At 49.0% G+C, this 13666-nt stretch carries 11 protein-coding genes; 1 reads left to right on the forward strand and 10 read right to left on the reverse strand.

The window, feature by feature from the left end:
• Nucleotides 1-199 precede the first annotated feature (199 nt).
• The 7 genes from porG to IC229_RS11555 all read right to left on the reverse strand — a co-directional run bounded on the left by porG (nucleotide 200) and on the right by IC229_RS11555 (nucleotide 5560).
• Nucleotides 200-871, reverse strand: coding sequence for a type IX secretion system protein PorG (porG, locus tag IC229_RS11525; RefSeq protein ID WP_190887129.1), 672 nt, complete (start codon nucleotides 869-871; stop codon nucleotides 200-202).
• 40 nt (nucleotides 872-911) lie between these two features.
• Nucleotides 912-1892, reverse strand: coding sequence for a DUF6089 family protein (locus IC229_RS11530; RefSeq protein ID WP_190887130.1), 981 nt, complete (start codon nucleotides 1890-1892; stop codon nucleotides 912-914).
• A gap of 74 nt (nucleotides 1893-1966) precedes the next feature.
• The gene (locus IC229_RS11535; RefSeq protein ID WP_190887131.1) at nucleotides 1967-2158 is read right to left on the reverse strand and encodes a hypothetical protein; all 192 of its coding nucleotides are present in this window, start codon (nucleotides 2156-2158) and stop codon (nucleotides 1967-1969) included.
• Nucleotides 2159-2207: 49 nt separating this feature from the next.
• Nucleotides 2208-3083 (reverse strand): NAD kinase, encoded by an 876-nt coding sequence (locus tag IC229_RS11540; protein ID WP_190887132.1) that lies wholly within the window; start codon nucleotides 3081-3083, stop codon nucleotides 2208-2210.
• 91 nt (nucleotides 3084-3174) lie between these two features.
• Complete coding sequence (locus tag IC229_RS11545; protein ID WP_190887133.1) at nucleotides 3175-3843, reverse strand: CBS domain-containing protein; 669 nt, start codon at nucleotides 3841-3843, stop codon at nucleotides 3175-3177.
• A 284-nt stretch (nucleotides 3844-4127) separates the two neighbouring features.
• Nucleotides 4128-4916, reverse strand: coding sequence for an alpha/beta fold hydrolase (locus IC229_RS11550; RefSeq protein WP_190887134.1), 789 nt, complete (start codon nucleotides 4914-4916; stop codon nucleotides 4128-4130).
• The gene (locus tag IC229_RS11555) at nucleotides 4913-5560 is read right to left on the reverse strand and encodes an anthranilate synthase component II (protein ID WP_190887135.1); all 648 of its coding nucleotides are present in this window, start codon (nucleotides 5558-5560) and stop codon (nucleotides 4913-4915) included. Before IC229_RS11555 ends, IC229_RS11550 begins: the two co-directional genes overlap by 4 nt.
• Before the next feature lie 216 nt (nucleotides 5561-5776).
• Between IC229_RS11555 and IC229_RS11560 the strand changes: the two genes are divergently transcribed.
• On the forward strand, nucleotides 5777-7084 hold the full coding sequence (locus IC229_RS11560) for a protoporphyrinogen/coproporphyrinogen oxidase (protein WP_190887136.1): 1308 nt from the start codon (nucleotides 5777-5779) through the stop codon (nucleotides 7082-7084).
• Between the two features lie 43 nt (nucleotides 7085-7127).
• Here the strand turns inward: IC229_RS11560 and IC229_RS11565 are convergent, their stop codons facing one another.
• The 3 genes from IC229_RS11565 to IC229_RS11575 form a co-directional block, all read right to left on the reverse strand.
• On the reverse strand, nucleotides 7128-11597 hold the full coding sequence (locus IC229_RS11565; RefSeq protein WP_190887137.1) for an Ig-like domain-containing protein: 4470 nt from the start codon (nucleotides 11595-11597) through the stop codon (nucleotides 7128-7130).
• 251 nt (nucleotides 11598-11848) lie between these two features.
• Nucleotides 11849-12790 (reverse strand): hydrogen peroxide-inducible genes activator, encoded by a 942-nt coding sequence (locus IC229_RS11570; protein ID WP_190887138.1) that lies wholly within the window; start codon nucleotides 12788-12790, stop codon nucleotides 11849-11851.
• 175 nt (nucleotides 12791-12965) lie between these two features.
• On the reverse strand, nucleotides 12966-13655 hold the full coding sequence (locus IC229_RS11575; RefSeq protein WP_190887139.1) for a hypothetical protein: 690 nt from the start codon (nucleotides 13653-13655) through the stop codon (nucleotides 12966-12968).
• Nucleotides 13656-13666 lie beyond the last annotated feature (11 nt).

The raw sequence follows: 13666 nt of genomic DNA on the forward strand, positions 1-13666 counted from the left end.
CGCTCAAAAAACTGGCCCAGACTGGCAAAGGGACTTACACACATGTAACGCCCGAAAACGCCGACCTCAAACTCATCCTGGAAGCCCAGGCCAAACGGGCAAATTGAGTGATGAGTGATAAGTGATGAGTTTGCTGACCCAGTCAATAAGTACTGGCGTCAGCAAACTCATCACTTATCACTCATCACTCATTATTCATTTACGGGCAGAAAATCTTATAAAACGTATAGCTCACCGTGATGGCTGTATACGAATAACTGTCGCGAAGAGCAGGATTACCCGTGGCATTTTTGGCCGTTGCGTTACCGAATGTACGGTCGCCCAGACCATCTAAATAATCATTATTGGAAAAGCGTGTGCCAAATTCCAGACCAATGCTCCAGGGACGCTTGATTTCATATTTGACACCGATACCCAGCGGAAACATTAACATCCCGCCAACCTTAGCCACCGCATTCTTATACTGGCATAAACCAATTCCCCCAAAAACATAGGGCGTCCAGTTTTTGGCTTTAGGCAGCGGCTTATAATTCAGAAAATTATATTCAAAATCGACTGTAACTTCATTCATATTCGTCCGAAACGAATAATTGCGAAGTTGCTGAAGCGGATCGCTGCTGTACTTATCTTCGGCCCGGAACGCGCCAATAGCCCCACTCGCCCGCATCGAAAACGAGCGACTGAAGTTATACCGAAAGAACAGATTACCAGCCGGAGTAACAAAACGAGGATTCAGTTCGGGTGATACGTCGCCTTTGTAGAGCATACCCCCTAAACCCGCCCCTATTTCAATCTGCTGGGCCTGCGCCTGGAAACCGATAAAAAGCCCGACTACAATCAGTCGGGCTACACTCACCTGATACCGATGCATTACTTATTGTCAATAGCAGATAGTCACGGACCATGACTATCTACCGAATGGGCGGGCATTTGATTTTACCCGGAATAACGTATTGGATAGTCAATTGTGTAAGTAAATAACCGTCGGGCAGAATACCTTTCTCTCCACGCGTTGTGGTTGAGAACGGTGTCGGATCGGACGTAAAGAGCTGTGTTGCTACCGTATACCGTTCTTTATTTTCCCGTGCAGCATCGCGTTCAAACCGCCGGTCAGCCATCAGCGTCGATAAACCTTGCAGCGCATCCGGTTGTGCATAATCCCCGCCTACATCGTCCAGATAGTCCGTAAATGTATATCGGTAGCCAACTTCAAGACCAACGTTAAAAAATTCATTAATCATGTACCGCGCTCCAATACCTACCGGAATCGCCACTGTCACCAGTGAGTAAGGTTTTTCATAACCTGGCTGACCCTGTCCTTCGGTATGCAGTGGTTGCAGTTTCACCCATTTACGGGCTTCGTAGGCTCCATTATTACCGTTGGTTTCCGTAGGCGTCCGGGCTTCAGGGCTGTGCGCTAACAACGCGACGCCACCAAACAAATAAGGGGTAATTTTAGCCCGGTTTTCAGGAGTGCGTCCATCGGCAATGAAGTTATAAATCCCCGTCAGGGCAAACTCTTTCAGATCGTTCCGAAAATGCAGATTTCGTGCGTAGGGAATAGCGAGCTGGGTCGGATTACTTTTGCTAAACGTAAAATCATCTCCTGAGATACGAGCCCAGGTAAACATGGCGCGAGCGGCAAAGTGGGGCGTAAATTGTCGGGAATATCCCAGGCCCACATTCCAGCGAGGTAACGTCGTCAGCGATTTAAATGGCTGGCGGTAACCTGCCAAATCGCCAAAATAAGTTGATGAGCCACCTCCAAACGTAACTGATGAATAAGGCACAAAATGTGCGTTCAAACGCTTTTGTGCAATACCCTCCGTAACCTGGCCAACCAGCAGGCAAGCTGCTGCAGCACATACCATCAGCCAATTATTTTTATTCATACTCATAAATTAGGTGAATCAACTGCGGCTGGTCTATCAGTCCAGCCACTTCCGAAACGGTATGAAGAATGCTTTTATTGGCAGTAAGCCCCAAAATTTATGCCGTAAACGGGATTATTCGAGAAAATGGGCACTTTATGCTGGACAATTCCGGGCTCAGCTAAAAGATCAGTAGACGTAGTGAGAGTTGGTTTACCAGAAACGTAGTGAGGACGTAGTGTTGGTTTCTCAGAAACGACGTAGCAGTTTATACAAAATATAGTCATGTCAGATGCTTATATCTGACGTGGCTAACTTCACAAATGACTTCAGAACCTAGTTTCGAATATCGAAGCCCCAATTCAATTTACTACGTAGCGTATTGAGAAAACTGTCGTCGCTGAGTTTGAGCAGACGAGCTTTGAAGGTTTCTTTTTGCAGACTGATACGTACCGACACATCGACCGTAAACGAACGGGAATCGAGTGCTGCCAGAAAATTGCCGCTGCGGCTTTCAACCTCAAAAGCCAGCTGACAGCTGTCCATCACAAGCATTGGGCGAACATTCAGATTGTGCGGACTAATCGGCGTGATAATGAAACTATCGGTATGTGGAAGCAGAACAGGACCACCGCAACTGAGCGAATAGCCCGTTGAGCCCGAAGGTGTCGAAATAATAAGCCCGTCGGCCCAGTACGAATTCAGAAATTCCCCATCGAGATACGTGTGTACCGTGATCATCGATGAAGTCTGGGTCTTGGTTATGGTAAAATCGTTAAGCCCAAAAGGTAAATTCCCAAAAATATCCTGAGTCGATCGCACGCTAACCAGCGTTCGCTCATCGATTGTGTATTGTTCGTTGAAAAGCGAATCGATCATGAGCCGAACGGATGCCGGCGCTACCGTTGCCAGAAATCCCAGCCGCCCGATGTTGATACCAACAATCGGAATCTGGCTGGCCCCTACGTGCGTAACGGCATCGAGCAACGTACCATCGCCCCCAAGGCTGAAAATAAAATCGGCGTCCTTAACGCCCTCTTCGACAGTGTAGGTAGCCTCACTATAATGAGCAACGCCCGCAGTATCAAGAAACTCGCGGTAGCCATTCGAAATGATTATTTCAGCTTGTCGGCGGGCCAACTCTTCAAACATGGATTGAATGTAAGGCCGGGCCGATTCGGGAAAGTTGCGCCCGTGAATGGCGATTTTCATGAAAAAAAGCGAAGGGCAAAGGGCGAAGAGCAGCGGGAAAAGAGGTATCAACTGTTCACCCTCTGCCCCATGCCCTCTGCCCTATGCTAATTTACGTATTTAGATAACGTAGCAGCGAATTGAGACGATCCTGGTCAATACTCTCGATCGGTGTATTGGCAAAGGCTGCTTCAATCTGATAGCCAAATCGTTCGAGGGTAGCAATAACGGGGGTAATATCACGCCGATTGAGTTTGATGGTTAATCGGGAGCGGTCGGGCATGCCATAAGCCGCACTGGAAAAATAGCTGCTGATGATCTTGACGTTATTCGATTCAATCAGGCGGCTAATTTCCGACATCGAATAATCTCGTTCGTTGATGCTTAAAATCAGAATGGCGCCCCCCTCCTGCACGCCCAGTTCCTGCGTAAATTGCTTCAGAAGTTCGTTCACTGAAATGGTACCGATGCACTGACGTTCTTCGTTCAGAACGGCCACAACTTCCATCTGATGTTGTACAACCAGCCCCAGTACTTCCAGCAGGTGCTGATCTTCCTGTACATACGTCTGCTCGAACAGGCGCATGATTTGCCCCACAGGCCGTTCTTCATCAACGGCATCCATCAGCAATTCTTCAGTCAGTATTCCTCGATACTCGCCCAAATCCATCAGAACGAGTTGCCCTATGCGATGCTCCTGCATCCATTCCAGCGCCTGTCCGACGGTATCCGTCGGCTTCAGCGTGGGAATCATAGGGTCTATTAATTCGGCAGCGAGCATATTTCTAACAGTGTAGTGGAATAAACAGCAACCTGTTTGCCAGAAAACTACGTAAATTCTTGCATAGTTTCAAAACAGAAAGCTGTAATGATTCAACTGTACTCCAGAATTCGCGAACAGTTACCACTAAATCAACTATTCACCGAATTCTATAATCAAAAAAGCTTTTTTGTCATGCTGAGGTATGAAGCATCTTAAAGACCCCTTACTCTCAGGTTTGGAAGCTATAAGATGCTTCGTGCCTCAGCATGACAAAAAGCTCACTTTTAACTTTGATACTTGCATTAATTAGTCACTGATAACTGCTCGTCATAAATCGGATGACGTACCAGCCAGTTGTCCAGTAATTCATTAAATCGATTCGGGCATTCCATCATCGGCGCGTGGCAGCACTTGTCAATGAAATGAAGTTCTGAATCAACGATAAGCCGATTGAACTCATGCGCTACTTCGGCGGGGGTAATAGTATCGTTCAGCCCCCAAACCAGCAACGTAGGAACCTGAATCTTGTAAAGGTCTTTCGCTACGTTGTTACGTTGCGCCGATTTGGCAATACCCACAATGCTCATACATTTTGGAATACTGCTGGTAATCTCAAACACTTCATCAATCAGATCCTTCGACGCCACTTTCGGATCGTAGAACGTATAAGCCACCCGCTCTGCTACGTACTCATAACTTCCGCGTTTCGGAAAAGATCCGCCCATGCCGTTTTCGAACAAGCCCGAGCTACCCGTAAGTACCAGCCTTCGCACCTGATCGGGGTGGTTGAACGTGTACAAAATGGCCAAATGACCGCCCAGCGAGTTACCCAGCAGCGTCATTTCGTTCAATCCTTTCTGCGCCACGAACTTTTCGATGAACGCCAGCAACCCTTCCAGGCTAGCCTGACGTATCGGCATTTCATAAATGGGCATCATCGGAATAATGACCCGATACCGCTTCGAGAACGTAGTAATCACCTCATCCCAGTTACTAAGGGCGCCAAACAAACCATGCAGCAACAGCAGTATGTCGCCCTGTCCTTCGTCAACGTAGCGGAAACCGGCTTCTTCCCGAATCTGATAGTTCATATGTACGACGTGGTTAAGGATAAAATGGAATCGTTTTTCTTAGTACTAAACCCGATAAAGTCAATCCAGTTTTGAATAAGCTGCAATCCGTACTGGGTCAGATGCGCTTCGGGATGAAATTGAATTCCCCACAACGGCAATGTCCGGTGACGTAACGCCATGACCTCGCCCTCCTTCGAAAGCGCGGTGCAGACCAGTGGCTTCATGATACCAGTACTGGGTTGATACGTATCGGACAGATCAGTCAATATTAGTGAATGATAGCGTGTTACGTCGAATTCGGTCGGTATATTCTTCCATAATACGTCATCAGCCATCGTGCAGATTGTCGATATTTTCCCGTGCATGGGCTGTCGGGCGCGAACGAGTCGGGCACCGAAAAATTCGCCGATGGCCTGATGACCCAGACAGATGCCCAATATGGGCAACCGGTGGTGGTAATGAGCAATAATTTCCATCAGGCGACCTGCGCGCCGAGGGATACCCGGCCCCGGCGAAAGCACAACTCCATCAACCGCCTTTTTGCTCAGCTGCACCAACGATTCATTGTTACGTACTACGTGGCAACGAGCACCCGCCTGTTGCAGATAATCGACCAGCATGTACGTAAACGAATCGAAGTTGTCAATAACCAGCAGGTCCATGTGGCTATAACGCAAATTGGTGAGACAAAATTAATGCTTTCTCGGAAAAACAATAAAAACTTATTGTTAATCACTGTATGTCAAGAACTTAAATAAATGTAAACTTTGAAATATCCAATCTATATAAAAAAAATACTACTGTCTGGCTTATAATTCTTGTGGGTGAATTACATTTGAGCTTCTCCCCGTTGATGAATAACCAAACGTTTCTTTCTCATGCCTACTGATTTGCCCGAGTCGCTCGATTTACCTGTCGTTATTGTTGGTGCCGGTGTGGCTGGTCTGGCCTGCGCCGTTTATCTGAAACAGGCTGGTATCGACGCACTCCTGCTTGAAGCCGATGAAGCCGTCGGTGGACGTATCCGCACGGATGTTGTCGATGGATTTCAGCTCGACCGAGGGTTTCAGATTCTGCTGACGGCTTATCCGGAAGCGCAACGCCTTCTGAAGTATTCGGCTTTAGATTTGAAGTGCTTTCGTTCGGGAGCGCTGATACGTCACCAGCCGCCAGGCAATCCGGCTGGTTGGCGAACGTTGCTCAATCCGGCGAGGGAGCCATCTTCGGTATTTAAAATGATCGGTTCGCCAGTGGGTTCATTTAATGATAAGGTACTTCTGCTGGAGTTGCTACGTCAAACCCAAAGTTTAACCCTCGATGAACTCTTCCGGCAAACGCCTGCTACTACGTTAGACTTTCTGGATGAGTTCGGCTTTTCTGATTCCATTATTGAGCAATTCTTCCGACCCTTTTTTGGGGGCGTATTTTTAGAAGATGCGCTTACTACGTCCAGCAATTTCTTTTCATTTTGCTTCCGAATGTTTTTCGAGGGTGATGCCGCCCTTCCCGCACGCGGCATAGGTGCCATTCCAGAACAGTTAGCGAGCGGACTAAACCCGAATCATATCTGGCTCAACTCGCCCGTTCAACGTCTCGATGGTAAAACGGCTACGTTAGTATCCGGCAAAACTATTTCAGCAAACACCATTGTACTGGCTGTAGATGCTGCTCAGGCTGCTCGTCTGACTGGTCGTCCAACACCTACCGAACAGGCATTTAATCATACCACCTGCACTTATTTTGCGGCTGATGCAGCACAGCTTATCCTAAGTCCGAAGCAACGGAAACTACTGATGCTCAATACACACCGTAGTTCTTCCGTGCATAACGTAGCCATTGTTAGCGATATAGCCCCAACATACGCACCCGCCGAGAAATCCCTAATTTCGGTCAGTACACAGCAGCTCGAACTAGTCGATGAAAAAACGCTCACCGCACAGATTCGGCAAGAGCTTGCTGGTTGGTTTGGAAGCGAAGTTCAAACATGGCAATACCTACGAACGTATCATATTCCGCACGCATTACCAGCTTATTCCCCTGAACAGGCAGGTACAGATTCGCTACGTCAACCGCTTAAATTAGCCGAAAACCTCTATCAGTGTGGCGACCAGATGACGTATCCATCCCTCAATGCTGCCCTAAAAACGGGTCGGGAAGTAGCGGAAATGATAGTCGATAGTCGTTAACGTCAGAAAGTGGCAACTATTAACTATCGACTAACGGCTTTTTTTACTCTTTCACAATTCGCTTAGCGGCAGTCCGGTCACCGACGCGGATACGTAGCAGGTACGTACCAGGCGGATTCGTTTCCAGAGAAAGGGACGTATCAGCCTGTCTGGTTTCCTGCTGATGGATGGTACGTCCGTTTATGTCAGTCAGTTCAAGCGTAGCAGGCTGTGCCAACGATAGTCCACGGATGCGTACTGTCAGCGTGGACGTAGTTGGTATCGGATACACATCCACCGCATCGACCAGCAACTGGTCTTCAATACCCAATAAGGGCGTCACAGTAACAACAGACACCCGATTGATAACACTACCCGCTCCACACCCATTGCTCACTCCAGTGAGCAGATACGCACTGGTTTTCGTCGGTCTGACTTCCAGCGAATGAGGATTGGTACTGGTCTGTACGGTCATTATGCTACCGAGTCCTGACGACGTACTATCCCGATACGAGAAACTCCAGGGGGCATCGCCCGTCAGCACAACGGTAAGTCGTGCAGGCTGCCCTTCATACACGGTTGGGTTGCCCGTTAGCGTTGCGGTTGCCATCGGACGTATCGTTAACGTTGTAGGACTGGCGCTGCCATTGATCGGTACCTTAGGATTCGTAGCTACAACTCGTACGGCATAGGCACCACCGGTCAGCGTATTCGAAATAAGCCCGCCAAGCTGCCCATTGGCCGTCTGGCTCACGGGCACATCGATGTAAATCATTTTCGTCGTGTCCGTCTCGACTTTCGCTACCTGTAATTTGAAAACGCTACCCGAATTAAACGCGCCAGTCGTCTGGAAACTGGTAGTCAGTAGCGTGCCCACACACAACGTAGTGGAGGTGAGTGCCAGTGTTCGGATGGTTGGAACCAGCACCGTGACGGTAATAGCTGTGGCGATTCCGGTTGGTCCGGCACCGCATTTATTGGTTATTTCAAGTACTTGATACGTAGTGGTTTGTGTAGGAGACACCGATATAGTTGTATCCTTGGTAGCCGTTCCAGCTATGCCGTTCGACAATTTATACTGGTACGGTCCCACCCCACCAAATGTCAGTTTCAGTGGAACGTCCAGGCCGATGTTCGTTGTTACGCTGCCGCTCAGGGTTAGCTTAGGCGTGGCCTGCACAAATACACGTATCGACGCTTTGGTGCTTTCGCAACCATTGACGGTCTGCGTAACCGAATACTCATCTCCATCGGGCCGGGCGGTGGGCGAATTCGTAGAAGGCATCGGCGCTACGTTCGTTACGTTGCCATTCGGTTCAGTCCATTTCAGATTTGATCCGGTTGCCGAAAGTGCCTGAGGTGGTGATCCCTGGCAGAGTTCAACAATCGCTTTAGCAACAGCCGGTATGGGCGTTGATACTACGGTGATCAGTAAATTAGCTTTGGGGCCTTCGCAGCCGTTCACCGTTTGGGTTACGAACAACGAATAGGAAGCTCCCCGGTCGGTATTGATGACCGGAGCCGAACCAAGCTTCGTTCCATCCGTATTGTACCAGGTCAGGTTTTCGCCGGCTGCCGATGCAGGCTCCGACGGGCTCATGGCGCAGATCGTTCGTGGTGTTACGCCGGGTGCCGATGGCAATTGTTTTACGGTTACAGTCAGCGCGTTACGTGATCCCTCACACCCCTCGCGGGTTTGACTGACGTAGTACGTAGTTTGCCCAGGCTGATTCGTACTGATAGCTGGTGCTGCCGAAGAACCCGTTCCACCTGATCCAGCCGTATACCAGAGCAGATTCTGACCAGTTGCAGTCAATGTTTTGGCTGGCTCACTCTGGCAAATTGAAAGCTCGGCTGTGGTGGGGGCAGGTGGGAGAGCTTTGGTTTTTACGTTGATCGGCGCACTGGTCGTGCTGGCGCAACCAGTTATATCAAGAACATAAGCTCTAAACGACTCCACAGAGGACGTAGCACTAGCCGAAGAGGGCGAAAAAACATTCGGCACATTGACGACCAACGTCTGGTTGGTGGTTGTAGCCTCGAAGAAATTTTCTTTCGTAGCAGTTCTGAAAACGATCCAACGTTTTGAATCCGTAATAGCAGGCAACGTAAAACTGATTACCGGCTGAGTCTCACCTTCACAGAATTCATAGTCGCTTTTAACAGGCGAGGGCGCATCGGGGGCTCGGCGAACCGTTACCGTCAAACTAGCTCTTGGCCCTTCACAACCGCCAACGGTCTGGCTAACGTAGTAGATTTTGGATGAAGGTGTCGAAGGATCTGATTGTGGAACGGATGTCAATGGGTTTCCACCCGTAGCAACATCATACCAGCGTAAATTCTGACCATCTGCGGTCAATGTTTGAGCCGGTGTGTTCTGGCAGACGGATATGATTGGTGAAGCAAGTGACGGCGCCGACGGAGTATTATTGACAGATACTGGCAAAAGCACCCGAGCGCTTTCGCATCCATCAATCGACTGACTGACATAATAAGAAAACTGGCCAGCCTGCGACGTACTGACCACGGGCGTAGTAGATGAACCCGTCCCACCTAAACTGTTCGTATACCAGAGTAAACCCTGACCATTGGCCGAAAGGGCTGGCGCGGCCCCGCCCTGACACGCGCTAACTGACTGAACAGATGGAGTACTAGGTGTAGTTTTTACCGTAACAGTGGCCGTAGCACTGGAAGGGCTTTTACAGCCATTCGAACTAGTCTGAATCAGCGAATACGTCAGTGTTCGGGCCTGGTCAGTAGGTATGGTTGCCGTGGATACGTTGTTGTTTACACTAGTATTGGTTGGGGCTGGCGAATCACCGTAGTTCATCCAGGTACTGGTTAAACCTGGCACCACCGTAGCGCTAATGGTAGCTGTTGTTCCCTGACAAACTGTAAAACTGGTTTGACTGATGGTAGGAGCGACTGGAACTGCCTGCACATTGACAGTCAACACATTACGTGGCCCCTCGCAGCCATCACGAGTTTGACTTACATAGTATGTGGTTTGTCCGGCCTGACCTGTATTAACAGTTGGTGCTGTCGACGAGCCGATTCCGCCTGTTCCGTTAGTATACCAAAGTAGATTCTGGCCAGTTGCTGACAAAGACTGAGCTGGTGAATTCTGACATATTGGAAGTGTGGTTGTTGCTGGGGCAGATGGGCGAGCCTTAGTTTTTACATTGATCGGCGCACTGGTCGTGCTGGCGCAACCAGTTATATCAAGAACATAAGCTCTAAACGACTCCACAGAGGACGTAGCACTAGCCGAAGAGGGCGAAAAAACATTCGGCACATTGACGACCAACGTCTGGTTGGTGGTTGTAGCCTCGAAGAAATTTTCTTTCGTAGCAGTTCTGAAAACGATCCAACGTTTTGAATCCGTAATAGCAGGCAACGTAAAACTGATTACCGGCTGAGTCTCACCTTCACAGAATTCATAGTCGCTTTTAACAGGCGAGGGCGCATCGGGAGCTCGGCGAACCGTTACCGTCAAACTAGCTCTTGGCCCTTCACAACCGCCAACGGTCTGGCTAACGTAGTAGATTTTGGATGAAGGTGTCGAAGGATCTGACTGCGGAGCGGATGCCAGTGAGCTTCCCCCTGATGCTACATCATACCACTTCAGATTCTGTCCATTTGCGGTCAATGTTTGAGCCGGTGTGTACTGGCAAACAGATATGATTGGTGAAGGTACAGTTGGGGCGACTGGAAGGGCACTCACTACTACCGACAGAACGGCTCGCGTGCTTTCGCAGCCATTAACTGTCTGGCTAACGTAGTACGATTTTGTACCGACATTAGCGGTGTTCGGCGTAACAGCATTGACACTTGTACCACCACTGGCAGTTTCATACCACTTCAGATTCTGCCCAGTAGCTGAGAGCGGCTGAGCCGGTGAATTCTGACAAATTGAATAATTTGACTGCGAAACACTCGGAGCCGAGGGCGTAGGTTGTATGGTCGCCTGCACAGTTGCGCGCGGACTTTCGCAGGAACCGTTAATGGTTTGGCTAACGTAGTACGTAGCCACACCGGGGCTGGCTGTTGAAGGAGTTGGCGCCCCCGACAAATTACTTCCTCCCGAAGCTGTTGCATACCAGATGAGCGTTCCACCTGCGCTGGCCGTAGCGGATGCAGGACTCGCCATTGCACCCTGGCAATACGTAGCGGATGCTGTGACGGGTGTTGCTGCCGCTCCCTTAACCGTCAATACCGTCGAACTGGGCGTACCGGCCAGATCGGGGTTTTTCGATACCATCCGGATGCGGTAGTTGTTACCAGCCGGCGTATTTCCAGGAATAGTAGCCTGATATTTAATTTCGAATCTATTCCCGTCAAGAAGTACAGAAGGAATTTCGTAATAATTTCCGCCATTGGAGAGTTCAACCCGGAATTCGGCACTGGCGTAATTCCGGAATGCCGTTACGTCGATAGTTGAGCCGGGGCAGATCGTTGTAACCGGAAGAGGTTGGGTTTCAAGGGTAGAAGGCTGGGCAATTGCCCGTGTTCCGAGCAGCAGTGCCAAGGTCATGAGTAGGCCCGTGCACACCTTTTGTATAGGAAATTTATACAACAGGAACAGCCACCGTAGACGATGAATCATGTTTATGCAAATAGGTTAGGAGTCCTCTTAACAAATTGAATGCCAAAATTAATCAATCTGTCTATTTGCGCTTGAAATTCACCAATTTGCTACGAATAAGCAATTTAACGGGTCATGTTTTTTTTAAACACAAAGAAAGCAAATGGTATCATCTGATGTAACTATCAGTAAACCAGCCATCACCGTACACTTACCATTTGCCCATTATTTCCTGCCTCGATTAAATCGGTCGGCAGGTGCGCCATGATTTCGGCTTTAAATGCCTGGATGAGTTTGCGTTTCAGAAAACTCCGGTGCATCACCAAACTCACTTCGCGTACCGGTACGGGAGTCGAAAGCGGACGTAGCCGCGCTCGTCGGGCGGAATCGATGTCGATCGTAGCCAGGTACGGCAATAACGTAAAGCCCACCTGTTTGTCGATCAGTTTGATGAGCGTTTCCAGCGAACCGGTTTCGTAACGTAGCGCCATAGGATTGTTCGTCTGTCGATCAGCCCCGCACAAATTCATCACCTGATTCCGAAAACAGTGCCCTTCGGAGAGCAACCAAAGTCCGTCGGTTGGCAAATTTGCTGGCGAAACGGCTGGTTGGGAAAGCAACGGGTGACCTTCAGCCGCATAAACCACGAATGGCTCCCGAAACAGCGGAATTTCCGTGATTCCGTTTTCAGCAAGGGGCGTTACAACCAGCCCTACATCAAGCAGACCATTCCGCAGGCGTTCGACAATCTGTTCGGTAACTACTTCCTGAATCTGAACGCTTACTCCCGGATATTTCGCGACAAACTCACCAATAAAATAAGGAAGTAAATACGGCGCTAGTGTCGGAATGATACCAATGCGAAAATCACCCCGAAAGTCTTCCTTGGATTCGCTCACAATTTCCGGAATTCGACGAGCCGCCCGCAATACATCGCGTGCCTGCGCCAGAATAGCCTGCCCGGTTTCGGTTGGTACAACAGGCTGCTTCGACCGGTCGAACACCAGTACGCCCAGTTCATCTTCCAGTTTCTGAATCTGCATGCTGAGCGTCGGCTGCGTTACGTGGCAAGCTTCAGCCGCCGTAGCAAAGTGCCGATACGTATCGACGGCCACGATATAATCGAGTTGAGAAAGCGTCATGTTGTACCAAAACAGGAAGAAGAAAAGTTATCGAAAAACTCTCTTTTCTAAAACCAGAAGCATTTTTTGTCATTCTGAGGAACGAAGAATCGTAAGGTTTCTTAACCCTTAAGCAAGGATACGTTAAGATTCTTCGTTCCTCAGAATGACAAAAAGTGGAACGTATTGTAACGTATCACTTCAGCCACTTAAGCATCTGGCCGCGTAGCTGCACTTCTGCCTTAGGTGATACGTCGAGTAAAAACTTCATTACCTGCGTATTATTAAACAGTACACCGCTCGAATCCTGTACGGAAGTACGTAGCAGATTATACTGATCAGCATCTCCCAGAACAGCAAAACTATTCTGCCCCATTGTCAGCGAAAAAACCCCCGAAACGGTCAGTTTTTTTGTTCGCAGACGGCTGTTCTCCAACGCGATTGATAACGTATCGGTTCCTACGTCTGCCAGTGTCATTCGGGAATCTTTGATACGTAGTGATTGAAAATCAGGCATTCGCAAAACAATCTGATGGCGTTTCTCGTAGGCAGCGTCATCGCGTGGTTCGGCATCGTAGCCGCCAATTTCGGGTGTAAACGTAACGAATACCGTATCGTCCTGTTGACGAGTTTTATAGAATTTCACCTGTTCAGGGTCAATCAGGGCTTCGGCGCTATCCTTACTACGTAGCATAATAATTTCACCTGCTGGTGTGCCTTTTACTACCCAATTTTTCGCAGTTGGTAACGACCGATGCGCAAACGCCTGATACGGGTTTCGCCAGTCAATTTTCTCGTATTCCTGTTTGAGTAACAGGTCTGTAGCCACCATACTGGTGAGCGTTACCAGCGCAATGATGGCCAGTAAAATAGAACTTGTTTTCATGTTGATTTATT

Source organism: Spirosoma profusum (assembly GCF_014699005.1).
GTDB lineage: Bacteria > Bacteroidota > Bacteroidia > Cytophagales > Spirosomataceae > Spirosoma > Spirosoma profusum.

What these genes read in the sequence shown, in the direction of transcription:
- IC229_RS11545 (WP_190887133.1), bottom strand. Translation starts at nt 3,843, where the DNA reads ATGCTCGCTGCCGAATTAATAGACCCTATGATTCCCACGCTGAAGCCG.
- IC229_RS11540 (WP_190887132.1), bottom strand. Translation starts at nt 3,083, where the DNA reads ATGAAAATCGCCATTCACGGGCGCAACTTTCCCGAATCGGCCCGGCCT.
- IC229_RS11550 (WP_190887134.1), bottom strand. Translation starts at nt 4,916, where the DNA reads ATGAACTATCAGATTCGGGAAGAAGCCGGTTTCCGCTACGTTGACGAA.
- IC229_RS11530 (WP_190887130.1), bottom strand. Translation starts at nt 1,892, where the DNA reads ATGAATAAAAATAATTGGCTGATGGTATGTGCTGCAGCAGCTTGCCTG.
- IC229_RS11535 (WP_190887131.1), bottom strand. Translation starts at nt 2,158, where the DNA reads ATGACTATATTTTGTATAAACTGCTACGTCGTTTCTGAGAAACCAACA.
- IC229_RS11555 (WP_190887135.1), bottom strand. Translation starts at nt 5,560, where the DNA reads ATGGACCTGCTGGTTATTGACAACTTCGATTCGTTTACGTACATGCTG.
- porG (WP_190887129.1), bottom strand. Translation starts at nt 871, where the DNA reads ATGCATCGGTATCAGGTGAGTGTAGCCCGACTGATTGTAGTCGGGCTT.
- IC229_RS11560 (WP_190887136.1), top strand. Translation starts at nt 5,777, where the DNA reads ATGCCTACTGATTTGCCCGAGTCGCTCGATTTACCTGTCGTTATTGTT.
- IC229_RS11570 (WP_190887138.1), bottom strand. Translation starts at nt 12,790, where the DNA reads ATGACGCTTTCTCAACTCGATTATATCGTGGCCGTCGATACGTATCGG.
- IC229_RS11565 (WP_190887137.1), bottom strand. Translation starts at nt 11,597, where the DNA reads ATGACCTTGGCACTGCTGCTCGGAACACGGGCAATTGCCCAGCCTTCT.
- IC229_RS11575 (WP_190887139.1), bottom strand. Translation starts at nt 13,655, where the DNA reads ATGAAAACAAGTTCTATTTTACTGGCCATCATTGCGCTGGTAACGCTC.